Origin of the sequence: Xanthomonas sp. CFBP 7698, assembly GCF_003600855.1 — a bacterium.
In the GTDB taxonomy this organism is placed as follows: domain Bacteria; phylum Pseudomonadota; class Gammaproteobacteria; order Xanthomonadales; family Xanthomonadaceae; genus Xanthomonas; species Xanthomonas cannabis.
On sequence record NZ_PRDN01000001.1, the window covers coordinates 118,468 to 143,999 of the forward strand.

Below are 25,532 nucleotides of genomic sequence, written 5' to 3' on the forward strand. Positions count from 1 at the left end.
CATCGGCTTCATGCGCTGGCCGCCATGCTGCGCGTTTACCACTGCGAGCACCGGCCGGCACGCCATGGCAACCACCATCCGCAAGATCGCCACGTTTAACGTCAACGGAATCGCCAGCCGCCTGCCGCATCTACTGGAATGGCTCAAGCGCGAGCAACCTGACATCGTGGGCTTGCAGGAGCTGAAGGCGGTGCAGGAGGCGTTTCCGGAGCAGGCCATTCGCGACGCGGGTTACGGCGTGATCTGGCAAGGCCAGCGCGCCTGGAATGGTGTGGCATTGCTGGCGCGCGGCGCCGACCCGGTGGAGATCCGCCGCGGCCTGCCATGGGACCCGGGCGACACGCAGAGCCGCTATCTGGAGGCGGCGATTCATGGCGTGGTGGTCGCCTGCCTGTATCTGCCCAACGGCAATCCGCAGCCCGGGCCCAAGTTCGATTACAAGCTTGCCTGGTTTGAGCGCCTGATCCGCCATGCGAAGACGCTGGTGGACCTGCCGCATCCGGTGGCCCTGATCGGCGACTTCAATGTGGTGCCCACCGATGCCGATATCTATGACCCCAAGGGCTGGCGCAAGGACGCCTTGCTGCAACCGGAAAGCCGCCAGGCCTACCAGACATTGGTAGAGCAGGGCTGGACGGACAGCCTGCTGGCCGTGCATGGCGACGCGCCGATCTATACCTTCTGGGATTATTTTCGGCAGCACTTCGCGCGCGATCGCGGTCTGCGTATCGACCATCTGTTGCTTAACCGCGCACTGGCGCCGGGCCTGCAGGATGCCGGCGTGGACAAGTGGGTACGGGCGCTGGAGAAGGCCAGCGATCATGCGCCGACCTGGATCAGCGTGCGCGTGCCCGATGCGATGCCTGAAGCGACTGCCGGCACGCAGGTAGCGCCGGCCGCACGCAAACGTGTGGCGGCGAAGAAAACAGCGCGCAAGGCGGTAGCGAAGAAGGCAACCAAGGCCGTTGCCAAGCGCGTGGCGAAGACTGCCGGTGCAGGCGCGGTGGCGAACAAGGACAAGGCCAGTAGTGCGCCTTCTGCCAAGGCTGCGCCTGCCCGCAAGGCGGCAGCGAAGAAGCGCACGCGTCGCGTCGGCACGTCGTAGCGAGATCGCGCAGGAAAGCAGTCGTCACTCGCTGCAGCGCACATCCGGAGCCAGCCACAGTCACTTCGTTACGAATGGTCCCCCACGCGCGCCAATAAACGGTGACGCTGGCATGTCCATGCAGCGGTGCAGCCGGGCCGGTGCCGCTGTTCGCCTACGGCTTCTGCTGTCGCCTTTGAGCAATGTTCAACCGTTTGTTTGCATGCGCGTGTTTCGATGCCCCAGTCGAAGCACGCACACGCAGGCGCAGTGACTGACGCAGCCAACACCTTTCAATCAGCAAGGCCCAGTCGCCGCTGCTTGATCCGGTGCAACACAAAACCGGTAATACCGGTCAGCAGGATCAGCGCATTGCTGACGATGAACACGGCATTGCCCACCAGATAGCTGTACAGAATGAACAGCACCGAGGCGCTGATCTGACCAATGAACAACCAGCGCGACACGCCCTGCGCCTCATGGGATGTCCATTGCTTGTAGATCTGGCGAATCAGGGTGGCGATGAGGATGGCGCTGGCCAGCCATCCGACGAGGTCGACGAAGTGCATGCGCTGTAATGGTGAGGAGATGCCGGTGACTGTGCGACGCGCGATGTAGGCAGCGCGTACGAGCAAGTTCAAGCGCGGCGCCTGTGCGCGCGACTCACGCAGTTCCGCGTGCACCCGGCCAGCCCGGCTGTACCGTCCACGCTGCAGCCCGGTATCCTAGCCGCCACGTCTCTCGGTCGGCAGTGCCTCGCTCATGATCAGCTACGCCGAAGCACTTGCCCTCGTGCAGCAGCAGGTCACCACGCTTACCGGCGAGTGGGTGGACAGTGCCGCGGCCGAGGGCCGGGTGCTTGCGCAGACGCTGTCCAGCCCGGCCGAGCTGCCGCCTTTCGACAACAGTGCGATGGACGGTTTTGCGATCGCCACGGGTGGCCGTGGTGCAGCGGCCGGCAGCGCGCACGACGTGGCCGGCACCGTTGCCGCCGGCGCCGATGCGGTCGATGCCGAGGCGGGTGCTGCGTGGGAGATCATGACCGGCGCCGGCATCCCCGCCGGCGCCGATGCGGTGGTGCCGATCGAGCAGGTGGACGTGTTGAGCCAGCTGGGCTCGGGCCCTGGGCGCATCCGTCTGCGCGCCGACGTGCGTGCGGGGCAGCATATCCGTCGCCGCGGCGAGGATGTGCGCCTGCAGGACGAGGTGATCAGTGCCGGTACCGTGTTGCGTGGTGCGCACCTGATGCTGCTGGCCGGCCTGGGGTGCGCGCAGGTCAAGGTGGTACGCCGGCCACGCGTCGCCCTGATCGCAACCGGGCGCGAGTTGATCAGCGACCCCTTGCAGCCCTTGCAGCCCGGCCAGATCCGCGATGGCACCAGCAGCTACCTGCGCAGCCAGTTGCGCGCGGCGGGGGCGCAGTTGGTATGGCAGGGGCAGGTGGGCGATGACGATGCCGCGTTCGACGCTGCGCTGGTGCAGGCGCGTGGTGCCGGCGCAGATGTGATTCTGAGTACCGGTGCGGTGTCGCGCGGGCGCTACGACTTTGTTCCCGATGCGCTGGCCCGGCATGCGGCCAGCCTGCTGTTCCACAAGGTTGCGGTGCGCCCGGGCAAGCCGGTGCTGCTGGCGCGCTTTGGCGATGGCGTGTTGTATGTCGGGTTGCCGGGTAACCCGATGGCCAGCGCGGCGGGGATGCGGTTTTTTGTCGAGCCAGCGCTGCGTGGATTGCTGGGCATGCCTGCCGAGGGGGGGCTGCGCGTGGCGTTGGACACCCCGATGCAGGCGCGGCCGATCTGGCGCCAGCACTTGCGTGCCCGGCTGCAGTGCAACGCAGCGGGCGTGCTGGGCGTGCATATCCTGCCGCAGCAGGAGTCGTTTCGGGTGGCGCCGTTGTTGCAGGCCAATGTCTGGGCGGTGCTGGAGCCGCAGGCGGATGCGGCCGCACCCGCCACCCATGTGGACGTCTTCGGGCTGGGGCATCTGCAGCCGGCGGCGCCGGTGCCCGTGTTGTGAAGCGGCCAGTGTCCATTCGTCCGCTTGTGCGCACTGCATGAGCGCGTTCCCTGCATGGACCGGCGTGGTGCTGGCCGGGGGGCGCTCCTCGCGCATGGGCCGCGACAAGGCCTTGCTGCCCTGGCACGGGCGTCCGCTGATCGCGCAGATGCAGGCTCTGCTGCGCGACGGCGGGGCGCAGGCGGTGCTTGTCAGCGGCCTGCGCCCGGAGTACGACGGCATCGCCGATACGCAACCGGACCTGGGCCCGCTCGGCGGACTGGCAAGCGTGATCGAGCGCGTGCCCGATGCGACCACGCTGGTGGTGGTGCCGGTAGACATGCCGCTGTTGTCCACGGCCTTGCTGGCGCGGCTGCTGGTGCCCTCAGCGCAGCGCTGCGTGACCTTCGAGGAGCAGATGCTGCCGATGCGGCTGGCTGTGGATACCCGTGTGCGCATGACGTTAGCCGGGCTGATGGCAGGCGAGGCATCGTCACGTTCGCTGCGCGCCCTGCAGCGTTCACTGCAGTGCCATCGCCTTGCAGTCACCGCCAGCGAACGCGCCGCGTTCGTCAATTGCAATACGCCCGAGCAGTGGAGTCAGCTCATCCATGAAAATCCAGATTGACGGCCAGCACCTGCGGTTCCGTATCGACGAGGCCGAGCTGGCCACCTTGCTCGCCGGACGCAGCGTGGAGAATCTGAGCCGCCTGCCGAGCGGGCAGGGTGCACGGCTGGTGCGGCACAGCGTGAGCCTCACCGGCGGCCATGCGGCGTGCAACTGCGCCACCGACCACTGGCAATTGCAGGTGCCGCGCGGTGCACTCGAAGAGCATGCGCGCCAATTGCCCAGCCGCGATGGGCTGAGCTTCCGTTTCGATGCGGGCGCCGGGCACGCCGAGCCGATGACGCTGCAGGTGACCTTCGACGTGGATGTGCGCGACAGTGCGCGCACGCGGTTTCCGAAGACGTAGCGGGCAGCTCAGCGGGTGCGCCTGTTGCCATTCAGATAAGTCGACGAGCGGAGAGTGTGAGTGCACAGGCATCCGACGCCTTCAGCGCTGCGGCTTGAGCGGCCAACAAAACGGCGTGAGCACTCGTCAGGTGGGTGCGGGCGGCGCGGGTGAACCGGAGTGCGGCTGGTCCCTGCCGCGTCCGCGTACCGGCTGCTCAAGCCTGGCCGCTACGGGTGGGTTTTATTGCGTGTTCTTGGGCGACACGCCTGCATGACGCGCGACGTTCACCCTGCCAGGCGCACACATGGCGTGCGGCAGAGGCCAGGCACGCGCTCGCAGGCAAGCCCGCCGGCTTTCAGCGCCGCTTCGATGGGCGCCGCCGCCGCGTCGTCGTAGCCCATGCCGCCGCGCAGCGCCACCACGTGCAAGCCATCGTTGGCCAGTTCCAGTAGCAAGGCCTGCTGTGCCTGCGCATCCGCCGGCAGCGCACGCCGCGTTGCATCGCGACGCGCCAGCTCGAGCACGGCGTCGGGTACATCGGCGGCAACCAGCAGCACGTCGGCCAGGTTCATCGCACGCAGCGCCTTCAAGGTCAGCAGCCCCGGGTCGCCGGGGCCGGTGCCGACCAGTTGCACGCTGCCGCGCGCAGGCACGGCGCCGGCATCGTCCAGGGCCGTGTTGAAGGCCACCTCGGCGGCGGCATCGTCGCCGGCCTGCAACAGCAGCGGCACCTGCCCGTCGATGACGCGATCGAACCAGCGCCTGCGGCGGTTCATATCGGGGAACTGGCTGCGGATACGCTCGCGATGACGCGCGAACAGAGCGGCAAACCGGCCAACCGATGCATCCAGCTCGCGCTCGAGCCGCTCACGCAGGCGACGCGCCAGCATCGGCGCGGCGCCGGCTGACGAAATGGCGATCACCAGCGGGTCGCGGTCCACGATCGCCGGCACCTGGTAGGTGGACAGCTCGGCATCGTCCACCACATTGACCAGGCGCTGACGTGCGCCGGCCGCTGCGGCCACGCGCTGATTCAGCTCGGTATCGTCGGTGGCGGCGACCACCAGCCACACCGTGTCGATCCACGCCGGGTCGAACGTGCCGCCCAGTTGCTCGAAGCGCCCGGCCTGCGTCAGTTCTGCGAGCTCTGGCGACAGTGCATGTGCATACAGGCGGATGTGCGCGCCGGCCTTGAGCAGCGCCAGCACCTTGCGCGTGGCGACCTCGCCACCGCCGATCACCAGCACGGCGCGTCCTTGCAGATTTGCGAACAACGGAAACAACGGCATCAGACTCGCTCCGAAAGGATGACTCGCACCGACGGCATGTTGCATGGCACCATCGGCGCACGTCCACACGCCTCGCTGCCGCCAATGCGTGTTTTGCTCGTCAACGATACCGAAAAGCCCATCGGCGAACTGCGCCAGGCATTGACGCGCGCCGGCTACACGGTGCTCGACGACGTGGCCTCGGTCGGTGCGCTGTTGCACGCGGTGCAAAGCCAGCAGGCGGATGTGGTGGTGATCGATGTGGATTCGCCCTCGCGCGACACGCTGGAGCAATTGTCGATGCTGCATGCCCATGCGCCGCGCCCGGTGGTGATGTTCTCCGGCGATGGGGACGATGCGCTGATCCACGCCGCCGTCGGTGCGGGCGTGACGGCATACGTAGTAGATGGCCTGGCGCCGGCGCGGCTGGCGCCGATCGTGCAGGTGGCGTTGGCGCGGTTTGCGCACGAAAGCAGCATGCGCAAACGCCTGGACGATGTGCAGCAGGCGTTGCAGGACCGCAAGCAGATCGACCGTGCCAAGGGCTTGTTGATGGAAAAACGCGGCCTCAGCGAGGCCGATGCATACGCTGCGCTGCGCCAGCAGGCGATGAAGCAGGGCGTCAAGTTGGCCGAGGTGGCGCGACGCATCGTGTCCATGGCCGAATTGCTGGGATGATGACATGAGCCAACCTGACGTTCCTGTGTTGCGCGTGGCTTACATGCCGTTGATCGACTGCGCCCCGTTGGTTGCCGCGCAGCGGCTGGGCCTGGACCGCGCGCATGGCCTGCACCTGGAGCTGCAGCGGCAAGCCTCGTGGGCCGGCGTGCGCGACCGCCTGCTGGCCGGCGAGGTGGATGCGGCGCATGCCCTGGCCAGCCTGGTGTACGCCATCGACCTGGGCATTGCCGGGCCGCAATGTCCGATGGCCTTGCTGATGACGCTCAACCACAACGGTCAGGCGATCACCATGGCGCCGGGCCTGGCGCAGGCGCTGGCCAATGGCCAGACACTGCCGCAGGCACTGTCCGGGCTGGGTCGGCGCGCAGTGTTCGCGCAGACGTTTCCCACCGGGACGCACGCGTTGTGGCTGTACTACTGGCTGGCTGCAGGCGGGGTAGACCCGATGCGCGATGTCGATGTGCTCACCATCCCGCCACCACGGATGCCCGAGGCATTGGCCAGTGGGCTGGTCGATGGGTATTGCTCCGGGGAGCCGTGGGCAGCGGTCGCGCAGGCGCAGGGCAGTGGTGCGCGGGTGATCCGCAGTGGCGAGCTCTGGCCTGGCCATCCAGAGAAGGTGCTGGCGTGCCGGCGCGAGTTCGCCGCCCTGCAGCCGGAGCTGACGCAGCAGCTGACCGCCTGCGTGCTGGACGCCTGCCGCTGGCTGGATGCGGGGCCGGACAACCGGGCACAGTGTGCGCAGTGGCTTGCGGAGCCGCAGCATATCGGGGTGTCGGCGGCCCATCTTGCCGCGTGCCTGGATGCCAATGCCGACGCCGATGCGGCCAACGTCGATGCGACGGCGCTGGCGTTCCATCGCGATGGCGCGGTCAACATGCCGTGGCTCTCGGATGGTCAGTGGTTCCTGAGCCAGTTCCAGCGCTGGGGGTGGCACGCCATCAAGGACGACGACCTCGCGCGGCTACAGGACATCCATCGCCTGGATAACTACCGCAGTGCCGCCGCGCGCATTGGCGTGGCCGTGCCGGAAGGCGATGACCGCCGCAATCGCTTGTTCGATACACCCAGCGACGACTGACAACTCGCGCGGTGGTGACGCGCTGGAGTGGGGATCAGGACAGGGCGGATGCACTGCGACTTGCTGCAGGGCCTTGCCCGCCCACCGTAGCGGGACACGCTGCAAGGACGTCGCTGTAGCTCCGCGGCGGCATCCATGCCGCCACGGGTCCCGCGAAGGTGAGGCGCCGCGCCCTCGACCAGACTTGAAGATAGCCAAGTGATCGCGAGACGCACGATACAGTTGCCGCTACCTCATTGCTCAGTAACGGCGGATCAGGCGGAGAGCGGACCATCTGCGCCTTTGCTGCAGGCCCTTGCCCGCCCACCATCGCAGGACACGCCGCAAGTACATCCATGTAGCTCCTTGGCGGCATCCATGCCGCCAAGGGTCCCGCGACGGTGGGCGGGCAAGGGCCAGTCGAGATGGTCGGTGTGCAAGGATCTCAACCAGCGACCGGCAAGCTGGCGATGCGGTGAACTTTGCTTTTCAACAAAACCACCAACCAACCGTCTGGCGTGGTGTGCTCGCCGATTGCGGGACCGTGTGGCGGCATGGATGCCGCCACCGAGCCCCCATGGACGGGTTTACGGCGTGTCCCGCGAGCGGTGCGGGCACCGCGCCCTCGACCAGACTTGAGAATCGCCAAGCGCTCGCGACACGCACGATGCAGTCGTCGCTACCTGATTGCTCAATCCCGCGAGCGGTGAGGGCCGCGCCTTCGACCAGACTTGAGAATCGCCAAGCGCTCGCGATACGCGCGACGCACGCGATGCAGTCGTCGCCACCTGGCACCTCGCTGCCCGACGGCCACTGCACGGTCTTGGTGCATTACTGCACGAAAGCCGGGAATGGGAAGATGCAAGCGGCACTGCGGTGCCGCTGGAGAAGCCACGGGACTCTCACGCAAACTGACTATTTTTCAATCACTTGTGTTGCCGTGACGCCACGGTGAATAAGTTGGCACGCTGATTGCGTAGCACTCACGTGCAGGTGCAACGGCGTGCCTGCAACAACACGTACACGGTGCAGCGGTTCAACGGCGACCCGCACGCATCCAGGACAACGGCGTCCTTCCGGTTTACCGGAGGGGCGCCGTTTTTTTTTGGCCATCGCACTCGAAGAGGTCTCCATGCAGCGCTCGTTCTGGCGATCCGGGCACACGCCCACCTTGTTCGCATCCTTCCTGTATTTCGACCTGAGCTTCATGGTGTGGTATCTGCTGGGACCACTGCAGGTGCCGATTGCGCAATCGCTGGGGCTGGACACGCAGCAGCGCGCCCTGATGGTGGCGGTGCCGATCCTGTGCGGCGCGGTCTTGCGCCTGGTGCTGGGCATGTTTGCCGACCGCATCGGGGCAAAGCGTGCCGGCGTGATGGCGCAGCTTGCCGTGATCGCGGCCTTGTTCGGTGCCTGGCAGTTGGGCGTGCAGAGCATGGGCCAGGTGCTGCTGCTGGGCGTGTTGCTCGGTATCGCCGGCGCTTCGTTTGCAGTGGCATTGCCGTTGGCATCGCGCTGGTATCCGCCCGAGCATCAGGGTACTGCGATGGGCATTGCCGGTGCCGGCAATTCCGGCACGGTGCTGGCGGCATTGTTCGCACCGATGCTGGCGGCAGCGTTCGGCTATCAGAACGTGTTCGGGCTGGCGTGCATCCCGTTGGTGCTGACGCTGATCGTGTTTGCTTCCATCGCCAAGGAGGCGCCCACGCCAGTGGCACGCAAGCAGTGGTCCGATTACGGGCGCGTGCTGGTGGGCAACCGCGATGCGTGGCGCTTCATGTTTTTCTACGCGATCACCTTTGGCGGGTTCTCCGGCTTTGCCAGCGCGCTGCCGGGCTACTTCCACGACCAGTTCGACTTCGATGCGCGTACCGCCGGCTGGGCGACCGCGGCCTGCGTGCTGGCCGGGTCGGTGATGCGGCCGCTGGGCGGGGTGATTGCCGACCGCGTCGGCGGTACCCGCGCCTTGCTGGCGGTGTATCTGCTGGTGGCCACACTGGTGGGCATTGCCGGGTTTGGTGCAGGCGGCGCCACCATCACGCTGGCGTTGTTCGTGCTGACGTTGTTGTGCCTGGGCGCCGGTAATGGCGCGGTGTTCCAGCTGGTGCCGCAGCGGTTCGGCCAGGAGATCGGCGTGATGACCGGGTTGATCGGCATGGCTGGCGGCATTGGCGGCTTTGCACTTGCCGCCGGGTTGGGCGTGCTCAAGCAGCACACCGGCAGCTACGCCCTCGGCATGTGGCTGTTTGCCGCGTTCGCACTCGGCGGCTGGGGCTTGCTGGCTGGCGTCAAGACCCAGTGGCGCAGCGAATGGTCCACCGCCGGCGCGGCACGCGTCTGACATGTCGACAGGAATCCAGGCAATGAAGCAACCCAGATTGGTCGTCATCGGCAACGGCATGGCCGGCATCCGCACGGTGGAAGAACTGCTCAAGCTGATGCCGGGCATGTACCACATCACCGTGTTCGGCGCCGAGCCGCATCCCAACTACAACCGCATCCTGCTTTCACCGGTGCTGGCCGGCGAGCAGGAGTTCGACGATATCGTGTTGAACCCGCTGCAGTGGTACCGCGACAACGGCATCCAGCTGCATCTGAACACCGAAGTCACGCGCATCGACCGGGTGCGTCGCCGCGTGATTGCCGCCGATGGCACCGAGGCCGAATACGACCGGTTGTTGATCGCCACCGGCTCGGTCCCGTTCGTGCTGCCGGTTCCGGGCAATGACTTGAAAGGCGTCATCGGGTATCGCGATATCCAGGACACCCGCACCATGATCGACACCGCGCGCACGAAGCAGCACGCGGTGGTGATCGGCGGCGGGCTGCTGGGCCTTGAGGCGGCCAATGGCCTGAAGCTGCGCGGCATGGACGTCACCGTGGTGCATCTGGCCGGCTGGTTGCTGGAGCGCCAGCTCGACCCGGTGGCCGGCAATCTGCTGCAGCAGGCGCTGCGTGCACGCGGGCTGGAGTTCCGCCTCAACACCGCCACCAGCGCGTTGCTGGGCAATGCGCAGGGCGAAGTGATCGGGGTGAAGTTTGCCGATGGCAGCGAGATTCCGGCCGACCTGGTGGTGATGGCCGCCGGCATCCGCCCCAATACGCGGCTGGCCGAAGAGGCCGGCATCCACTGCTCGCGCGGCATCGTGGTCAACGACAGCCTGCAGAGCTTCGACCCGCGGGTGTACGCGGTGGGCGAGTGCGCCAACCATCGCGGCATTGCCTACGGCCTGGTGGCGCCGTTGTTCGAGCAAGCCAAGGTGTGTGCGAACCATCTGGCGCAGTTCGGCATCGGCATCTATCGCGGATCGGTGGCCTCGACCAAGCTCAAGGTCACCGGGATCGATCTGTTTTCTGCAGGCGATTTCATGGGCGGCGATGGCTGCGAAGAGATCGTGCTGTCCGACCCGGCCGGCGGCGTCTACAAGAAGCTGGTGATCCGCGACGACGTACTGGTGGGGGCGTGCCTGTACGGCGACACCAGCGATGGCGGCTGGTACTTCAAGTTGCTCAAGGACGGCACGCCGATCCAGGCGCAGCGCGACCAGTTGATCTTCGGCGAGAGCGCGTTGGGCGACGCCGGAACCGGCGGCCAGGACCGCGCCAGCGTCATGGCTGACAGCGACGAGGTCTGCGGGTGCAACGGCGTGTGCAAGGGCACGATCGTCAAAGCCATCAGCGAGCAGGGGTTGTTCACCGTCGATGAGGTGAAAAAGCACACCAAGGCGGCCAGCTCCTGCGGTTCGTGCACCGGCTTGGTCGAGCAGATCCTGATGAATTGCCTGGGTTCCAACTTCCAGGAAACCCCGAAGACCAAGGCCGTGTGCGCGTGCACCGATCTGAGTCATGGCGAGGTGCGTCGCGCCATCCGCGAGCACAAGCTGCTCACCCATGCACAGGCCTACGCCTTCATGGAATGGCGCACACCCAACGGCTGCGCCACCTGCCGGCCGGCGATCAACTACTACATGCTCTCGACCTGGCCGCATGAAGCCATCGATGACCCGCAATCGCGTTTCATCAACGAGCGTGCGCACGCCAACATCCAGAAGGACGGCACGTTCTCGGTCATTCCACAGATGAAGGGCGGGGTGACCAATGCCGGCGAGCTGCGCCGCATTGCCGACGTGGCCGACAAATACGCCGTGCCGATGGTCAAGGTCACCGGCGGCCAGCGCATCGATCTGCTCGGGGTCAAGAAGGAAGATCTGGTGGATGTGTGGCGCGATCTGGGCATGCCCTCCGGTCACGCCTACGGCAAGTCGATCCGCACGGTGAAGACCTGCGTGGGCAGCGAGTTCTGCCGCTTCGGCACGCAGAACAGCACGCAGATGGGCATCGACCTGGAAACCATGCTGGCCAACATGTGGAGCCCGCACAAGGTGAAGCTGGCGGTGTCCGGTTGCCCGCGCAACTGCGCCGAATCCGGCATCAAGGACGTGGGCATCATCGCGGTGGACTCGGGCTGGGAACTGCACGTTGGCGGCAACGGTGGCATCAAGACCGAAGTGGCGCGCTTCCTGGTCAAGGTGAGCACCGCCGAGGAAGTACGCGAATACACCGGCGCCTTTCTGCAGCTGTATCGCGAGCAGGCTTATTACCTGGACCGCACCGTGCACTACATCGCGCGCGTCGGCCTGGATTACATCCGCGCGCAGGTGGTGGACGACGCGGCCAACCGGCGTGCGCTGTACGAGCGGCTGCTGTATTCGCTCGAAGGCCTGGTCGACCCGTGGAAGGCGCGCATCGCCGGCGAGCGCCGGCAGGAATATCAACCGCTGCGCATTGCCGCGCCGGCCGCCACGGTGGAGGAATGAACATGCCGCACGACGCATGGGTGCGCGTGTGCGCCTTGCAGGATTTGCCGACGCTGGGCGCGCGCGTGCTGGAGGTCGAGGGCCTGCCGCCGATCGCCATCTTCCGCACCGCCAGCGACCAGGTGTTCGCGTTGCGCGACCGCTGCCCGCACAAGGGGGGGCCGCTGTCGCAAGGCATCGTGGCCGGCGACACCGTGACCTGCCCGCTGCACGGCTGGGCGATCGCGCTGCAGAGCGGGCAGGCCTGCGCACCGGACGTGGGCTGCGCGCCGCGCTACCCGATCAAGGTAGAGTCCGACGCGGTGTGGATCGTGCTGCAGGCGGTGGCGCAGCCGGACGCCGTTGCCGAGCCGGCCGCATGAGCGAAGGCCTGCAGCCGCCGTCGCCCGCCACCGCAGCCCTGCCGCAAGGGGCTGCGCCGATGCATCGCATCACGCGCTCGACCTGTTGCTACTGCGGGGTGGGCTGCGGTGTGCTGATCCACAGCGAGCACGACGCCGATGGCGAACGCATCGTCGGGATCGAAGGCGACCCGCTGCATCCTGCCAACCGCGGGCGTCTGTGCAGCAAGGGCTTGGCGCTGCCGCAGACGGTGGCGAGCACGCAGGGGCGGGTTGTCGCGCCGGAGCTGCGCCGTCATCGGCAGGCTGCGCGTGCAGCGGTGAGCTGGGATCAGGCGCTGCAGCATGTCAGCAGCAAGCTGGCGGCGATCGTGCAGGAGCATGGCCCCGATGCCGTGGCGTTCTATCTGTCGGGGCAGTTGCTCACCGAGGACTACTACGTCTTCAACAAGCTGGCCAAGGGCCTGCTCGGCACCAACAATATCGACACCAATTCGCGCCTGTGCATGTCCAGCGCGGTCACCGGTTACAAGCTTGCGCTCGGCGCGGACGGCCCGCCGACCTGCTACGACGATCTGGAGCTGGCACAGACGGTGCTGTTTGCCGGCAGCAACATGGCGTACGCGCATCCGGTGCTGTTTCGCCGGCTCGAAGACGCGCGCGCACGCAACCCGGACATCCGCTGGATCGTGATCGACCCGCGGCGCACCGATACCGCGGCCATGGCCGACCTGCACCTGGCCATCGAACCCGGTACCGACGTCGCCCTGTTCAACGGCATGCTGCACCACCTGATCTGGGAGGGTCTGGTGGATGCGCATTTCGTTGCGGCGCATACCGATCAGTTCGATGCCCTCAAGCGAATGCTGCGCGAATACACCCCGCGCATGAGCGCCGAGATTTGCGGGATCTCGCACGAGGACCTGGTGCAGGCGGCCGAGTGGTTCGGGCGCAGCCCGGCGGCGTTGTCGCTGTATTGCATGGGCTTGAATCAGTCGGCGCACGGCACCGACAAGAATCTGGCGTTGATCAACCTGCATCTGGCCACGGCACAGATCGGCAAGCCCGGCGCCGGGCCGTTCTCGTTGACCGGCCAGCCCAATGCGATGGGCGGGCGCGAAGTGGGCGGCATGGCCACGATGCTGGCCGCCCATCGCGAGATCGGCAATGCCGAGCATCGCGCGGAGGTGGAACACCTGTGGGGCGTGCCGGCCGGACGCATCTCGCCGACCCCCGGCACACCGGCGGTGCAGTTGTTCGAGCGCCTGCGTGCCGGCACGCTGAAGGCGGTATGGATCGTCTGCACCAACCCCGTGCATTCGATGCCGGAGGTGGCCGGCATCCGCGCCGCGCTGGAACAGGCCGAGCTGGTGATCGTGCAGGACGCGTTTTCCGGCACCGACACCGTGCCGTATGCCGACGTCCTGCTGCCGGCGGCCAGCTGGGGCGAAAAGGACGGCACGGTGACCAACTCCGAACGCCGCATCACCCGCGTGCGTAAGGCCGTGGAGCCGCCGGGCCAGGCGCGTGCGGACTGGTGGATCGCCAACGAAGTCGCGCGACGGCTGGAAGCCCGGCTGGCGCCGGCAACCGGCGCGGGTCTGTTCGCATTCGACAGCACCGCGCAGATCTTCGATGAGCACCGTGCGTTGACGGTGGGGCGCGATCTGGACATCGGCGGGCTGGATTACCCGCAACTGGACAACGGCCCGCAGCAATGGCCGTTTCCTGCCGGCGCTGCGCATGGGCAGGCACGACGTTATACCGATGGCGTGTTCGCCACTGCCAATGGCCGCGCGCAGTTCCATGCAACGCCGTATCGCAAGGTGGCCGAAGCCACTTCGGCGCGCTTTCCGATGCGCCTGCTCACCGGCCGCCTGCGCGACCAATGGCATGGCATGTCGCGCACCGGTCGCGTGGCGGCTGCCTATGCCCACAGCCCCGAGCCAGCGCTACGCATGCACCCGGACGATGCGGCACGGCGCGGACTGGTTGCGGGCGAGCTGGTGCAGGTAGCCAGCAAGCGCGGTGCGCTGGTGCTGCCGCTGGAACTGTCCGACGAATTGCGCTCCGGCACGGTGTTTGCGGCAATGCACTGGAGCGGGCAGGCGCTGTCCAGCGGCGGCATCAACGAGGTCAGCACGCCGGCGGTGGATGCGCGCTCGCAGCAGCCCGAGCTCAAGCATGCGGCGGTGCGAGTGGAAAAGGCGGTGTTCGGCTGGCATCTGCTGGCCGCACGCCGCGGCGATGCGTTGGCGCTGCACCAGGCGCTGCAACCGCTGCTGCGCGAGTGCGGCTATGCCAGCCTGCGCCTGCATGCCGAAGCGCCGAGCGACGGCGGCGGCGAATGGGCGGTCCTGCATGCTGCCTGCGAACGCGCACCCGAGACGGCGTGGATCGAGCGCCTGGTGGCGGCGCTGCAACTGCCGGCCGGCGCCGACGTGCTGGAATACCGCGATCTGCGCCGTGGGCTGATGCGCCGGGTCGGCTGGCGGACCCAGGACGGGCACAGCCATATCGATGGCCTGTTGCTCACCGCAGCCCAGCCCAGTGACGCCAACCAGGCGCTGCTGGCCACCGCATTGGCAGGCAAGCCGTGGCGCGCGGCGCGGCTGGCGGTATTTGCGCAGACGCCGGTCGCGCCCAGCGACCCGATCGTCTGCACCTGCATGAATGTTGCGGCGTCGGCAATCCACGCCGCCATCGACGACGGCGCCGATGTGGCGCAGCTCAAGCAACGGCTCGGCTGCGGCACCGTCTGCGGCTCGTGCGTTCCGCAACTGGCCCGGCTGTGCCGGCAACCGCGGCTGGCCTGATGCACATCCACCCTCCACACACTGCGAGATCTCCTATGTCCGTCATTCCTTCCTGCGCGCGTGATGTGGTGTTGTTGTCCGCCGGCCCCGGCGATCTGGACCTGCTGACCATCAAGGCGGTCAAGGCACTGGCCTCGGCACAGGTGCTGCTGCTCGACGACCTGGCCAACCCCGACATCGTGGAACTGGCACCGCAGGCGCGGGTGATCCGCGTGGGCAAGCGCGGCGGTTGCCGCTCCACGCCGCAGGAGTTCATCTGCCGGCTGATGCGGCGGTATGCGTTGCAGGGATTGCGCGTGGTGCGGGTCAAGGGCGGCGACGCATTGTTGTTTGGCCGTGCCGGCGAAGAGATCGGTTTCTTGCGCCGCGCCGGCGTGGGCGTGCAGGTGATCAACGGGGTGAGCGCGGCGTTTGCGGCAGCGGCGGCGCTGGACGTCTCGCTGACCCATCGCAGCCACTGCCACGGCATCAGCTTCGTCACGGCGCACACCCACGACCATGGCGAGCCAAACTGGGGCGCGCTCGCTGCCAGCGGCACCACGCTGGGCATCTACATGGGCTTGCGCCGTGCCGATGCCGTGGCCACGGCATTACTGGCGCATCTGCCGGCCAGCACGCCGGCCGCCATCGTGCAGGCGGCAACGCGGCCGGAGCAACAACGCCGGCTCACCACGCTGGGAGAGCTCGGCGTTACCGCCGCCGCCATGCTGCCGGGCCTGCCGACCTTGCTGCTGGTGGGAGAGGCGCTGTCCGAGGCTTCTGCCGAGTGCGACGACCGCCTTGCTTCGATGCCGGACCAGGCCGTTGGCTGAGCGGTGCGGGCACCGCAGGCGCGATGCTGCAAGGTTGTTGCAGGGCCGGTGTTCGCCCGCCATCGCGCAACGCGCCGCACGTACGTTCATATGAGCTCCATGGCGGTACCCATGCGGCCAACGGTCCCGCGACGGTGGGCAGACAGCGACCAGCACGATGATCGCTGCGCAAAGCGTTCGAAGAGCGGCCGGCGACGCGGCGTTGTCGTTCTCCCCGACGCAGGTGCGATGAGGGCCGTTCGATCACTGCACATGTGCGTGGCTACGACCCGGCACGCCATCGCCGCATTGGTGGTTGCGAGCGTTGGCTCACCTTAGCGGCGCGCCAGCACGCGCTTGGCCCAGCGCAGCGCGACCCGCTCGTAAAGCAGGTGATACGCCACGCCCAGCAACAGCGCAGCGGCCACGCTGAGCAGCAGATTCACCGGCCAGCTCGCCAGCACACCGAGGCGCCGGGTGGCACGCGCCACCAGCGACATCAGCGGCATGTGCACCAGGTAGATGGCGTAGGACGCATTGCCGAGCAACAGCAGCGCTGGGCCCACGCGCAGCCAGCCGCGCCATTCCGCACGCACCAGCACCACCAGGGCACCGGCCACTGCCAGGCCGAACAGCGGCGAGTGGGCGCGCTGCAGCCCGCTGCCGACGAAGCACCACAGCGCCACCACCGCGATCGCACCGCCAGCCCACACCGGCCAGCGTGCAGTGCCGAGCGTTGCCCGTGCAGCCAACAGACCGAACACGAACTCCAGCGTGATCGGGTGCAGCAGCAACGCGCGCCAGGACAGATCGACGGGCTGCTCGAACGGCGCACCGGCAACATGATGGAGCGCAACGAGCGCGGCCCATGCCAGCGCGCAGCGCAGCGGGTAGCCGCTGCGAAAGAACAGCCACGCCAGCGCATAGAACATCAGCTCGTAACTCAGCGTCCACGCAACGCCCAACGCGGATTGGCCGTGTACCGGCAGCAGGCTGAGCGTGGCCAGCCACGACCAGCCCATCTCGCCGCTGTCCCAGGCCGGACGCAGCGAGTAGGCCAACGCCAGCGCAAGGCCGACCGGCCAGTACGGCAGATAGATCCGGGTGAGGCGGCTGCTGGCGTAGTCGCGGCTCCAGCCCGGCGTCCGGGTACTGGCGTGGTTGACGTAGTAGAGGATGAAGCCGGACAGCACGAAGAAGAAATCCACGCCCAGATAGCCGTGCGCCAGCGCGGCGGCTACGGCAGCCGGCAATGGCTCCACCAGATGCGTGGTGGGCAGCACACTATGACTGAGCACCACCAGCAGCGCGGCCAGTGCGCGCCCGGCCTGCAGGATGCGGAGGGTGGGGCGGGCGGGAAGGGACACCATCGCGAGCGGCAGCGCAGGTGCGGGGGGCCCGCCTGCGGTCAGGCGGCCGGCACGGCAGCGTTACCGAACATGTCGGCCTGCTCGGCGCGCAGGCGGTCGATCAGACGGTGCCCGGGAAGCTGCACATCGTCGTAGCTGAGCACCTGGTCCTTGCGCACCGCATGGCGCAGCACGCAGCCTTCGGCCACGCCCATCGGCAGCAACCGCGCCCCTGCGGTGAGGTCGGCACGCTCGCATTGGCCGTAGCTCATGTAACCGCCCAGCCCGTCGATGATCTCGCCTGCGGCAAGGTCGCGCTTGGCGGTGGCGACCACCTCGACCAGCGGCCCCCCCAGCGGCTGCAACACCGCATCGCCCATCAACACCACGCGCGCAACCGACAACGGCACCTCGAAATGGCACAGGTGATACGGCGTGTAGAAGCTGTACAGCGGGCCCTCGCCGAGCTTGTAGAGATTGAGATAGTGCCGCTGCCTGGCATCGTCGTGGCTGGCCAGCACGAACACGCCCGGCGAGGGCAGGGCGCCGACCACGTAATCCACCGCGCCTCCGGCCGCGCGCAAGGCGTCGATGTCGTAGCGCGTGGTCAGCTCGTCCACATGCCCGCGGTGCGTGTAGCCGGTCATGCCACGCTGCAGGATCGACATGCCGGTGCCATTGGCCACGATGGCCTGTTCGAAGCTGATCTTGGTGCCGTCGGCGAAGCTGGTCACCATGTGCGGGTCCTGCCCCCACTGCGCCGCAAATGCGGCCTGCGTGGCCGGGGTGCGATACGGGTCCTGCAGTCCCTTGATGTTGCCGCACAGCAACGGGGTCAGGCCGATCGAGCGCACGAAGCGGTACAGGTTCATCTGTACGCCCGGCTGGTCGCCATCGCAGGCACTGAAGATCACCCCGGCCGCGTCGGCCTTGCGCTTGAGCAGCGGGCCGACGGTGCCATCGAGCTCGGCATTCATCGTGACCATATGGCGGCCGTTGGCGATCGCGCCCAGGCTGATGCGGGCGCCGTAGTCGATGGCGCCGGTGGCATCGATCAGGCAATCCAGGCCGGCGCATTCGTAGACCAGCGCCGGGTCGTCGGTGACGGCCGGGATGCCGGCAGCGATCTGGCGCTGCAAGGCGCTGGCGCCATCGACCAGCTGCGCCTGTTGGCCGGCCTGCCGATAGGCCTCCAGCGCCTTGTCCACGCTGCGGTTGCAGATCACCGCCACGCGCATGCCCGGCACTGCCTGGGCGATCTGGTTGACCAGCCCGCGCGCCATGAAACCGGCGCCGTACAACCCCACCTGCAACGGGCGCCCGGCGGCGGCACGCGCCTGCAACAAGCGATCGACGTTCATGCGCGCTCCTGCGCGGTGAGCCCGGCCAGCAGGGGAATGCCGTGGGCCTGCGCATCGAAGTCCGGCCAGCCGGTGTCCTTGTCGGAGACGCACTGCGGCACGCGCGGCCAGCGCACGCCGATGCGCGCATCGTTCCAGCGCAGCCCGCGTTCGGCCTGCGGTGCATACATGGCACTGGCGAAGTACAGCGCTTCGGTCTGCGGCTGCAGGGTGATGAAGCCGTGCGCAAAGCCGCGCGGCACATACAGCGCCAGACGGTTGTCGGCACTGAGCTCGGTGCCGTACCACTGCAGATAGGTGGGCGAATCCGGGCGCAGGTCGACGATGGCATCCCACAGCGCCCCGCTGATGCAGCGCACGATCTTGACCTCGGCGGCGGGCGGCAACTGGTAGTGCATGCCGCGCAAGGTGCCGGCTTCGGCATTGAACGAGTTGTTGACCTGGACGAACGCAGAGGCCAGACCGGCCTGCGCCATTTCGTCGCTGCAGAACACCCGTGCAAACCAGCCGCGCGCATCGCCGCGCGGTTCCGGCGCGATCACGAACGCACCTGCCAGCGGCGTGGGGTGGAAGATCATGCCGCCGCCCTCAGGTCCGGGGCCAGCGTGCCCGCGTCGACCAACTGCTGCAGGATCCGCAGGCGAATGAAGTCCGAGTTCCGGCGAAAGTCGCGATCGTCAAAGCCGGCACGCTGCAGGTCGTCGCGCAGTTCGGTGATGGTGGAGCGCAGTGTCTCCTGCGGCTGATGCGCAGGCGCCAACCGTTCGAACAGGGAGAAATCCACCCGGTAGGAGCGGTTGTCTGCCGGTGCATCGGCGCAGATCGACACGCTTGCGCTGGGGAATGCCACACCCACGGCCTGGGCGAGATCGCGGATCTGCACGTTCCAGCGCTGCGCGCCCGCATTGACGAACAGGAACTGCCCACCGTTGTCCGGTGCGCGACGCGATGCCCAGTCGATGGCACGTGCCATGTCGCGCACGTGGATCAGTGGCCGCCACGGCGAGCCGTCCGACAGCACCTCGACGCTGCCGTTGGCCACCGCACCGGCGACGAAATCGTTGAGCACCAGGTCCAGCCGCAGCCGTGGCGACGCGCCGCATGCAGTGGCAAAGCGCAGGCAGGTGATCACCATGCGGGTGTCCAGGCGCGCGAGCGCACGTTCGGTGTCAATCTTGGAGTGCGCATAGGCAGTCAGCGGGGCGACATCGCAGCGCTCGGACCGCGGCGTGCCATCGGCTGCTGCGCCATACACGCTGCAGCTGGACGCGAACACGAAATGCCCCACGCCCGCCTGCGCGGCAGCCTCTGCCACGGCGACGCTGGCACGGCAGTTGATCGCATCGGTGACCTGCTCGAAGCGCTTGCCCATCGCATCGTTGGAAATCGCCGCCAGATGCACCACCGCGTCGAACCCGCGCAGCTGCTGCGCATCGAGATCGCGCACATCGCCGAACCACTGCTGGTCCAGCACCACTTCCGGCAGCCGTCGCGGGTCGGACAGGCAGTGCGCAAACCAGCCGCGGTCGATGCCGACCAGCCAGGCCTGCGGATAGCGCTGACGTAGGTGCGCGGCCACGACCGGGCCGATATAGCCCATGTTGCCGGTGATCAGAATGCGCATGCTTACTCCCACACGCGCCAGGGCGCGCGATTGGTGGACCAGAGGGTTTCCAGATGGTTGCGGTCGCGCAAGGTGTCCATGGGCTGCCAGAACCCGTCGTGGCGATAGACGCTCAACTGGTCGCGGTCGACCAGCGCTTCCAGCGGGCTGTTTTCCCAGACCGTGCTGTCGTCCTCGATCACGTCGATCACTTGCGGGTCGAGCACGAAGAAGCCCCCGTTGATCAGTCCATCGCCATCGACCGGCTTCTCGCGGAAACCGGTCACCTGCCCACCGTCCAGGCGCAGTGCGCCAAAGCGCCCCGGTGGCTGCACGGCGGTGACCGTGGCCAGCCGTCCTTCGCGGTGATGCAGCGCGATGGCCGCACCGATGTCGATGTCGGCCACGCCGTCGCCATAGGTCATGCAGAACGCCGATTCGCCACGCAGATGCTCACGCACCCGACGCAGGCGCCCGCCGGTCATGGTCTGCGCGCCGGTGTCCACCAGCGTCACCCGCCACGGCTCGGCGCGGGTGTTGTGCAAGGTGGTGGTATTGCTGCCGAGGTCGCAGGTCACGTCCGATTCGCGCATGTGGTAGTTCATGAAGAAATCCTTGACCACCTCGCCGCGATAGCCCAGACAGACGATGAAATCCTGGATGCCGTGATGGGCGTAGATCTTCATGATGTGCCAGAGGATCGGCTTGCCGCCGATCTCCACCATGGGCTTGGGGCGGATGGCGGTTTCCTCGGAAAGGCGCGTGCCCAACCCGCCCGCCAGAATGACTGCTTTCATTGCTGATCCCTCGATCTGAAACACATGCGGCGCTGCGGTCACGCGGTCATGCTCATCGCCAGCATCGGCGGGGAGGCGGCGTGCTCGGCCATGGCGGCCAGACTGTCGAGCAGGGCGATGCGCTCGGCCAGCAACGGTGGGCGCGGCAACTGCAGGGTATCGAGCACCTGCGCCCAGCGGTGTGCCCAATCGTGCCGGCGCAGTGACTGCACCGTGTTGTGGACGCGCGCCCGTGCAAGGCGGTCGGTCTGCTGCTCCAGCTCCTGCAGGAAGGCGCCAATGTCGTCCAGTGCCGGCGGCAGCTCGATCACCGCGTCCTCCCAATCGAAGAACTGGCCGAACTCCGGGCAGCGTTGCGCCGAGCCGACGATCACGGCGCCGCCTGCCGCGCCTTCGAAATATCGCGTGGCCAACGCCTGCTTTTGCACGCCCTTGAAAACCCCTGCAGTATCCACGGTGAAGTCGTGTGCCATGAAGAACTTGGCGCGCTTGATCATCGCCGCGGACTGCAAGCGATGCGCGGACCAGTCCGGCACCGCGCCGCCGCGCAGCGCATCGTGCAGGTAGAAGAACTCCGGGTGTGCCCGCGCATGGTCGAGCAGTTGCGCATGGACCTGGGGCATGCGCCGCCCGATGCTCAGCACATCGATGCAGCGCTGCGGCGGCCGTGGCACGGGGGTGGCCAGCACGGTATCGCAGGCGCTGGCCAGAAACGACACCGGCGTGCGGGTGTACTGCTGCAATGCATCCACGCAACTGGCATTGAGCACGAACACGTGATCGAACTGATCCAGCACCTGCAGCTCGGCTTTCTGCGAATGCAGCAGTTCAGGCCAGGTCTCCAGCAGGTACACCGCGCGCAGCTGGCAGCGCTGGTGCCAGCCATCGATGCGCGCGAGCGTGCTCAATTCCTTGGGAAACTGGCACACGTAGAAGAACAGGTCGTAGTCACGGTCCAGCCGCTGCGGTTGCGCATTGGACAGGGCGGGGCGGCCGCTCAAACGCCGCAGCGCGGAAACACTGCGATACGCAAGCTCGTTGACCAGGTACGACACGCTCGGAGTGACGCCGCGTCCGCTTGTATAGTCCGCTGCCGGCGGACACAGCAGCTGTGCATGTTCCAGGTTGCGGACGACGTTGAGCAATGCATACGCCTGTCCATTGAATGCTTCTGGCCAGGCCTGGTAGTTGGAGGCCAGCAAGACCGAACGCGGTGCGTCCATTGAAACTCCTTTGACCAATGCATATCCGAACCGTGCAACCGATGGTCGCGCTCGGGTGGGGTGGACGTGCATGTGTCGAATGCGGCAGGGGAGGCCACTCAAAAACAGCTGTAAATCGTGGCGAAACGCACATCGATAGTAGGATCTGATCGTGAGAGGCCAGTGAGAACGGTCGCAACAACCCGCGCATTGCGCCGGGTCGCTACACTGGCCCGCCGTCGAACGAGCGTAGTCATGCATGACGTCGAATGCATCGTGGTGGGCGCAGGCGTCGTCGGGCTCGCCATCGCACGTTGCCTCGCCGTGCAGGGCCACACGGTGCTGGTGCTGGAGTCGGAAGCAGCCATCGGTACGGGCACCAGTGCGCGCAGCAGCGAGGTGATACATGCTGGTCTGTACTATCGGCCCGGTTCGTTGAAGGCACGGTTGTGCGTCCGCGGTAATGCCTTGCTCTATGCGTACTGCGCACACCGCAACGTGCCGCACCGACGCTGCGGAAAGCTCGTCGTCGCCTGCGATCACGCACAGCAGCAACAACTCGATCGCCTGCAGCACAATGCGGCGCTCAGTCATGCCCCCGCATTGGTTCCGCTCAGCGCTGCCCAGGTCCGCGCCCGCGAGCCCGCACTGCAGTGCGTCGCTGCACTGGAATCGCAGAGCACCGGCATCGTCGACAGCCATGCGCTGATGCTGGCATTGCAGGGCGATGCACAGGCGCACGGCACCACCTTCGCGTTACGCACGGCGGTGCAGCGCGTCGAACCGGTGGCGCAGGGAGTGCGCGTGGTGATTGCCGACGATGCTGCCACCTCGCTCACCTGCCGCTGGTTGATCAATGCGGCCGGTCATGGCGCGCCATCGCTGGCCGCTACGATCGCGGGCCTGCCCGCGCATGCGCAGGTGCAGGCGTACTTCGCCAAGGGCAGCTATTTCACCCTGGCCGGTCGGGCTCCATTTCGGCAGCTGATCTATCCGCTGCCCGAGCCGGGTGGGCTGGGCGTGCATCTCACCCTCGACCTGCACGGCCGGGCGCGTTTCGGCCCGGACGTGGAATGGGTAGCGCAACCGGACTATCGTTGCGCACCGGCGCCGACGGCCGCGTTTGTCGCTGCTATCCGCCGGTACTGGCCAGGCCTGCCGGACGATGCCCTGCAGCCCGGCTACTGCGGCGTGCGCCCGAAGATCCACGGGCCGGAGCTTGCGGACGCGGACTTCCGCATCGATGGAGCGGCACGGCACGGCGTCCCTGGCCTGGTGAACTTGTTCGGCATCGAATCGCCGGGGCTGACCGCGTGCCTGAGCATCGCCGAACATGTGCTGGCGCTGCTGCAGGAACACCCGGCTCCTGTCGACACACCTCCGACCGACCCAAAGGTGGGCACCGCATGTATCTGATCCAGTTGCTGCTGCCGCTGACCGATAACCAGCGCCAGCCGTTTGCATCGAGCCTGTTCGACCGTGTCCACAGCGAGCTGGCCGAGCGCTTCGGCGGCATCACCGCCTACACCCGGGCGCCGGTGAGCGGGGCCTGGCGGGAAGATGGCGCACAGTTGGTGCGCGACGACCTGGTGATCTACGAGGTCATGGCCGACACCCTCGATACAGCCTGGTGGCACAGCTATCGCGCCGATCTGGAACGGCGCTTTCGGCAGGACCAACTGATCGTCCGCGCGCATGACGTCACCTTGCTATAGCGGCGCCTGAGGCCTTGGAGTGATGCCGTCCGGGTTGGGCTGGTAGCGCTACCTGCCTCTGCACCGCAATGGGTCCTGCGTAGCTCAGGCAGGTGTGCAAGATTTGCACAGCGAGCGCAGCGGTTTTTTCCTGCCTGTGTCCGTCTGCCCCCGCCGGGCCTGGTGTTTCGGGTTGGCACGATTGTTGCGGTAAGCCCATTACCCAATGACGTACCCGAAGCATCGAGAGGAGGCACAGTGGAAGACGGTCAGAACAGTACTCGTAGCCGGCGCGGCTTTGCCGCATTGGACCCGGAAAAGCGCCGCCTGCTGGCCAGCAGCGGCGGCAAGGCCGCGCATGCAAGCGGCAATGCGCACGAATTCACCAGTGACGAGGCACGCGAAGCAGGCCGGAAGGGCGGCCAGGCGGTGAGCCGCGATCGCGATCATATGTCGCGTATCGGCAGCAAGGGCGGGCGCTCCAAGCAGGCCAAGCCACAGGAAGAATCCGCGTAACCCGCAGCGGCATGCGAGGGCATGCCGACGCGGCGCGTGGAATGCAGGCCCTGCGCCATGCGGCGTGGGGCCTGCTGCGTTTTGCGCCCGGCGCTTACTGCGGGCTTGGTAGACAATCGATTGCACGCCGCCGGCCTCGACAGCAGTCATGCTGGTGCCGCAACAAAGGCGGCAGCGATAAGCGCCTGATCCGAAACGTGCCGACGCGCCCAGCGGAAATTTTTGCAGCCCTCCAATCGCACGCCATCGATTGCAGGGAAAAATTTCGCTGTTGGCCATCCGCAGGGCGCACGGTCGGCAGAATTTGCAGGGGCGTGGACGAGCGCCTTGCCTGCGCGGCAAGAAAGTTGACGATGCATGTGGTGTGGTCAGCCGTGACCACGCACGATGCCGGGCGCAACGTGTCTTGCCCCGGGTCTGAAGCCCACGCTCCTGAGGCCCGCGCTGCCCAAGCCGGCGGCTACCAGATGCGCTGCGCTGTCACGCATGCAGCCCCCATGTCAACGGCGTGTGCAAGCGCCACGCAACATTCACTTCAAACAGCCGCATCTTTCATGCGCTGCGGGCCAGGCTGGAGCCATCGCACACCAACAGGAGATTGCACATGGCCGAACCCAAAGAGAATTTGATGGACTGGCTGCGCGACGCGCATGCCATGGAGCAGCAGGCCGAGCAGATGCTCAAGGCCCAGGCCGCGCGTATCGAGCACTACCCCAAGCTCAAGGCGCGCATCGAGCAGCATCTGGAAGAGACCCTGGGCCAGCAGCGCCTGGTCGAGTCCTGTATCGAACGCCTCGGCGGCTCGCCGTCGGTGATCAAGGACACCATGGGCAAGATGGCTGCCTTTGGCCAGGCGATGGGCGGCATGACCACCTCCGACGAGATCGTGAAGGGAGCGATGGCCAGCTACGTGTTCGAGAACCTGGAGATCGCCACCTACACCGCGCTGCTGGGCGCGGCAAAGACGGTGGGCGACATCGAGACCCAGCGCGTATGCGAGCAGATCCTGCCGCAGGAGCAGGCCATGTCCGACTGGCTGCTGGCGCATCTGCCCGAGCTGACCGAAGAATTCCTGGTCCGCGATGCCACACCGGGCGTCACTGCCAAGAAGTGAACCTGGTCTGCCGGTGATTGACGGCAGCCCGATGGGCCCCGCACTGCGGGGCCTTTTTTGTTTCTGCAACGCAAGCGCTTACCCTTG

23 protein-coding genes and 1 other RNA gene are annotated in these 25,532 nt (G+C 67.0%); 15 read left to right on the forward strand and 9 right to left on the reverse strand.

The window, feature by feature from the left end; translation table 11 throughout:
- Positions 1 to 64 precede the first annotated feature (64 nt).
- A complete protein-coding gene (gene xth / locus XnspCFBP7698_RS00525; RefSeq protein WP_104580702.1) occupies positions 65 to 1,105 on the forward strand; it encodes an exodeoxyribonuclease III in 1,041 nt (346 codons plus the stop codon).
- Between the two features lie 272 nt (positions 1,106 to 1,377).
- Here the strand turns inward: xth and XnspCFBP7698_RS00530 are convergent, their stop codons facing one another.
- Positions 1,378 to 1,653, reverse strand: a complete 276-nt coding sequence (locus tag XnspCFBP7698_RS00530; protein WP_104580703.1) for a PQ-loop domain-containing transporter — start codon at positions 1,651 to 1,653, stop codon at positions 1,378 to 1,380.
- Positions 1,654 to 1,846: 193 nt separating this feature from the next.
- On the opposite strand from XnspCFBP7698_RS00530, the gene XnspCFBP7698_RS00535 reads away from it, so the two are divergent.
- From XnspCFBP7698_RS00535 to XnspCFBP7698_RS00545, 3 genes are read left to right on the forward strand one after another with little or no spacing between them, the layout of a single operon-like run.
- On the forward strand, positions 1,847 to 3,100 hold the full coding sequence (locus XnspCFBP7698_RS00535; RefSeq protein WP_104580631.1) for a molybdopterin molybdotransferase MoeA: 1,254 nt from the start codon (positions 1,847 to 1,849) through the stop codon (positions 3,098 to 3,100).
- 37 nt (positions 3,101 to 3,137) lie between these two features.
- Positions 3,138 to 3,707: a molybdenum cofactor guanylyltransferase gene (locus XnspCFBP7698_RS00540; RefSeq protein ID WP_104580632.1), complete on the forward strand. Its 570-nt coding sequence runs from the start codon at positions 3,138 to 3,140 to the stop codon at positions 3,705 to 3,707.
- On the forward strand, positions 3,691 to 4,053 hold the full coding sequence (locus tag XnspCFBP7698_RS00545) for a hypothetical protein (RefSeq protein ID WP_104580633.1): 363 nt from the start codon (positions 3,691 to 3,693) through the stop codon (positions 4,051 to 4,053). Before XnspCFBP7698_RS00540 ends, XnspCFBP7698_RS00545 begins: the two co-directional genes overlap by 17 nt.
- A 100-nt stretch (positions 4,054 to 4,153) precedes the next feature.
- Here XnspCFBP7698_RS00545 and XnspCFBP7698_RS00550 read toward each other — a convergent pair.
- Together XnspCFBP7698_RS00550 and XnspCFBP7698_RS00555 are read right to left on the reverse strand one after the other, a co-directional pair.
- Positions 4,154 to 4,227, reverse strand: a non-coding RNA gene (locus tag XnspCFBP7698_RS00550) — sX9 sRNA.
- A 92-nt stretch (positions 4,228 to 4,319) separates the two neighbouring features.
- On the reverse strand, positions 4,320 to 5,324 hold the full coding sequence (locus XnspCFBP7698_RS00555; RefSeq protein WP_104580634.1) for an NAD(P)-dependent oxidoreductase: 1,005 nt from the start codon (positions 5,322 to 5,324) through the stop codon (positions 4,320 to 4,322).
- Positions 5,325 to 5,408: 84 nt separating this feature from the next.
- On the opposite strand from XnspCFBP7698_RS00555, the gene XnspCFBP7698_RS00560 reads away from it, so the two are divergent.
- From XnspCFBP7698_RS00560 to cobA, 7 genes are all read left to right on the forward strand, one after another.
- On the forward strand, positions 5,409 to 5,981 hold the full coding sequence (locus tag XnspCFBP7698_RS00560) for an ANTAR domain-containing protein (RefSeq protein ID WP_104580704.1): 573 nt from the start codon (positions 5,409 to 5,411) through the stop codon (positions 5,979 to 5,981).
- Positions 5,982 to 5,985: 4 nt separating this feature from the next.
- Positions 5,986 to 7,065, forward strand: coding sequence for a CmpA/NrtA family ABC transporter substrate-binding protein (locus tag XnspCFBP7698_RS00565; protein WP_104580635.1), 1,080 nt, complete (start codon positions 5,986 to 5,988; stop codon positions 7,063 to 7,065).
- Positions 7,066 to 8,215: 1,150 nt separating this feature from the next.
- A complete protein-coding gene (locus XnspCFBP7698_RS00570) occupies positions 8,216 to 9,385 on the forward strand; it encodes a nitrate/nitrite transporter (RefSeq protein WP_179456040.1) in 1,170 nt (389 codons plus the stop codon).
- Positions 9,386 to 9,443: 58 nt separating this feature from the next.
- Positions 9,444 to 11,861: a nitrite reductase large subunit NirB gene (gene nirB / locus XnspCFBP7698_RS00575; RefSeq protein ID WP_233548935.1), complete on the forward strand. Its 2,418-nt coding sequence runs from the start codon at positions 9,444 to 9,446 to the stop codon at positions 11,859 to 11,861.
- Positions 11,858 to 12,223: a nitrite reductase small subunit NirD gene (gene nirD, locus XnspCFBP7698_RS00580; RefSeq protein WP_179455799.1), complete on the forward strand. Its 366-nt coding sequence runs from the start codon at positions 11,858 to 11,860 to the stop codon at positions 12,221 to 12,223. Before nirB ends, nirD begins: the two co-directional genes overlap by 4 nt.
- Entirely contained in the window at positions 12,220 to 15,018 is a 2,799-nt protein-coding gene (locus XnspCFBP7698_RS00585; RefSeq protein ID WP_199679990.1) for a nitrate reductase, read from the forward strand. The genes nirD and XnspCFBP7698_RS00585 overlap by 4 nt, the downstream gene beginning before the upstream one ends.
- Positions 15,019 to 15,083: 65 nt before the next feature.
- The gene (gene cobA / locus XnspCFBP7698_RS00590; RefSeq protein ID WP_184374335.1) at positions 15,084 to 15,830 is read left to right on the forward strand and encodes a uroporphyrinogen-III C-methyltransferase; all 747 of its coding nucleotides are present in this window, start codon (positions 15,084 to 15,086) and stop codon (positions 15,828 to 15,830) included.
- Between the two features lie 314 nt (positions 15,831 to 16,144).
- On the opposite strand, the gene XnspCFBP7698_RS00595 is transcribed toward cobA, so the two are convergent.
- The 6 genes from XnspCFBP7698_RS00595 to XnspCFBP7698_RS00620 are packed head-to-tail and all read right to left on the reverse strand — an operon-like array spanning position 16,145 to position 22,142.
- Entirely contained in the window at positions 16,145 to 17,179 is a 1,035-nt protein-coding gene (locus XnspCFBP7698_RS00595; protein WP_104580637.1) for an acyltransferase, read from the reverse strand.
- A gap of 38 nt (positions 17,180 to 17,217) precedes the next feature.
- The gene (locus XnspCFBP7698_RS00600; protein ID WP_104580638.1) at positions 17,218 to 18,519 is read right to left on the reverse strand and encodes an SAF domain-containing protein; all 1,302 of its coding nucleotides are present in this window, start codon (positions 18,517 to 18,519) and stop codon (positions 17,218 to 17,220) included.
- Entirely contained in the window at positions 18,516 to 19,097 is a 582-nt protein-coding gene (rfbC, locus tag XnspCFBP7698_RS00605; RefSeq protein ID WP_104580639.1) for a dTDP-4-dehydrorhamnose 3,5-epimerase, read from the reverse strand. The genes XnspCFBP7698_RS00600 and rfbC overlap by 4 nt, the downstream gene beginning before the upstream one ends.
- Positions 19,094 to 20,143 (reverse strand): SDR family oxidoreductase, encoded by a 1,050-nt coding sequence (locus XnspCFBP7698_RS00610; RefSeq protein ID WP_104580640.1) that lies wholly within the window; start codon positions 20,141 to 20,143, stop codon positions 19,094 to 19,096. Before XnspCFBP7698_RS00610 ends, rfbC begins: the two co-directional genes overlap by 4 nt.
- A 2-nt stretch (positions 20,144 to 20,145) precedes the next feature.
- Positions 20,146 to 20,919, reverse strand: coding sequence for a glucose-1-phosphate cytidylyltransferase (gene rfbF, locus XnspCFBP7698_RS00615; RefSeq protein ID WP_104580641.1), 774 nt, complete (start codon positions 20,917 to 20,919; stop codon positions 20,146 to 20,148).
- Positions 20,920 to 20,957: 38 nt separating this feature from the next.
- Entirely contained in the window at positions 20,958 to 22,142 is a 1,185-nt protein-coding gene (locus tag XnspCFBP7698_RS00620; RefSeq protein ID WP_104580642.1) for a glycosyltransferase, read from the reverse strand.
- A gap of 234 nt (positions 22,143 to 22,376) precedes the next feature.
- On the opposite strand from XnspCFBP7698_RS00620, the gene XnspCFBP7698_RS00625 reads away from it, so the two are divergent.
- The 4 genes from XnspCFBP7698_RS00625 (at position 22,377) to XnspCFBP7698_RS00640 (ending at position 25,445) form a co-directional block, all read left to right on the forward strand.
- Positions 22,377 to 23,537: an NAD(P)/FAD-dependent oxidoreductase gene (locus tag XnspCFBP7698_RS00625; RefSeq protein WP_104580643.1), complete on the forward strand. Its 1,161-nt coding sequence runs from the start codon at positions 22,377 to 22,379 to the stop codon at positions 23,535 to 23,537.
- Positions 23,528 to 23,836, forward strand: coding sequence for a hypothetical protein (locus tag XnspCFBP7698_RS00630; RefSeq protein WP_047695135.1), 309 nt, complete (start codon positions 23,528 to 23,530; stop codon positions 23,834 to 23,836). The genes XnspCFBP7698_RS00625 and XnspCFBP7698_RS00630 overlap by 10 nt, the downstream gene beginning before the upstream one ends.
- A gap of 237 nt (positions 23,837 to 24,073) precedes the next feature.
- A complete protein-coding gene (locus XnspCFBP7698_RS00635) occupies positions 24,074 to 24,331 on the forward strand; it encodes a KGG domain-containing protein (RefSeq protein WP_039411372.1) in 258 nt (85 codons plus the stop codon).
- A gap of 604 nt (positions 24,332 to 24,935) precedes the next feature.
- Positions 24,936 to 25,445: a DUF892 family protein gene (locus tag XnspCFBP7698_RS00640; RefSeq protein WP_039411375.1), complete on the forward strand. Its 510-nt coding sequence runs from the start codon at positions 24,936 to 24,938 to the stop codon at positions 25,443 to 25,445.
- The last annotated feature ends 87 nt before the right edge of the window (positions 25,446 to 25,532 follow it).

Excerpts from the sequence above, each read along its gene's own strand:
- nirB (WP_233548935.1), top strand. The coding sequence starts at position 9,444 with ATGGCCGGCATCCGCACGGTGGAAGAACTGCTCAAGCTGATGCCGGGC.
- XnspCFBP7698_RS00585 (WP_199679990.1), top strand. The coding sequence starts at position 12,220 with ATGAGCGAAGGCCTGCAGCCGCCGTCGCCCGCCACCGCAGCCCTGCCG.
- XnspCFBP7698_RS00565 (WP_104580635.1), top strand. The coding sequence starts at position 5,986 with ATGAGCCAACCTGACGTTCCTGTGTTGCGCGTGGCTTACATGCCGTTG.
- rfbC (WP_104580639.1), bottom strand. The coding sequence starts at position 19,097 with ATGATCTTCCACCCCACGCCGCTGGCAGGTGCGTTCGTGATCGCGCCG.
- XnspCFBP7698_RS00540 (WP_104580632.1), top strand. The coding sequence starts at position 3,138 with ATGAGCGCGTTCCCTGCATGGACCGGCGTGGTGCTGGCCGGGGGGCGC.
- XnspCFBP7698_RS00530 (WP_104580703.1), bottom strand. The coding sequence starts at position 1,653 with ATGCACTTCGTCGACCTCGTCGGATGGCTGGCCAGCGCCATCCTCATC.
- XnspCFBP7698_RS00640 (WP_039411375.1), top strand. The coding sequence starts at position 24,936 with ATGGCCGAACCCAAAGAGAATTTGATGGACTGGCTGCGCGACGCGCAT.
- XnspCFBP7698_RS00630 (WP_047695135.1), top strand. The coding sequence starts at position 23,528 with ATGTATCTGATCCAGTTGCTGCTGCCGCTGACCGATAACCAGCGCCAG.
- XnspCFBP7698_RS00535 (WP_104580631.1), top strand. The coding sequence starts at position 1,847 with ATGATCAGCTACGCCGAAGCACTTGCCCTCGTGCAGCAGCAGGTCACC.
- XnspCFBP7698_RS00600 (WP_104580638.1), bottom strand. The coding sequence starts at position 18,519 with ATGAACGTCGATCGCTTGTTGCAGGCGCGTGCCGCCGCCGGGCGCCCG.
- xth (WP_104580702.1), top strand. The coding sequence starts at position 65 with ATGGCAACCACCATCCGCAAGATCGCCACGTTTAACGTCAACGGAATC.
- XnspCFBP7698_RS00610 (WP_104580640.1), bottom strand. The coding sequence starts at position 20,143 with ATGCGCATTCTGATCACCGGCAACATGGGCTATATCGGCCCGGTCGTG.
- XnspCFBP7698_RS00625 (WP_104580643.1), top strand. The coding sequence starts at position 22,377 with ATGCATGACGTCGAATGCATCGTGGTGGGCGCAGGCGTCGTCGGGCTC.
- XnspCFBP7698_RS00595 (WP_104580637.1), bottom strand. The coding sequence starts at position 17,179 with ATGGTGTCCCTTCCCGCCCGCCCCACCCTCCGCATCCTGCAGGCCGGG.
- XnspCFBP7698_RS00555 (WP_104580634.1), bottom strand. The coding sequence starts at position 5,324 with ATGCCGTTGTTTCCGTTGTTCGCAAATCTGCAAGGACGCGCCGTGCTG.
- XnspCFBP7698_RS00560 (WP_104580704.1), top strand. The coding sequence starts at position 5,409 with ATGCGTGTTTTGCTCGTCAACGATACCGAAAAGCCCATCGGCGAACTG.
- nirD (WP_179455799.1), top strand. The coding sequence starts at position 11,858 with ATGAACATGCCGCACGACGCATGGGTGCGCGTGTGCGCCTTGCAGGAT.
- XnspCFBP7698_RS00620 (WP_104580642.1), bottom strand. The coding sequence starts at position 22,142 with ATGGACGCACCGCGTTCGGTCTTGCTGGCCTCCAACTACCAGGCCTGG.
- rfbF (WP_104580641.1), bottom strand. The coding sequence starts at position 20,919 with ATGAAAGCAGTCATTCTGGCGGGCGGGTTGGGCACGCGCCTTTCCGAG.
- XnspCFBP7698_RS00545 (WP_104580633.1), top strand. The coding sequence starts at position 3,691 with ATGAAAATCCAGATTGACGGCCAGCACCTGCGGTTCCGTATCGACGAG.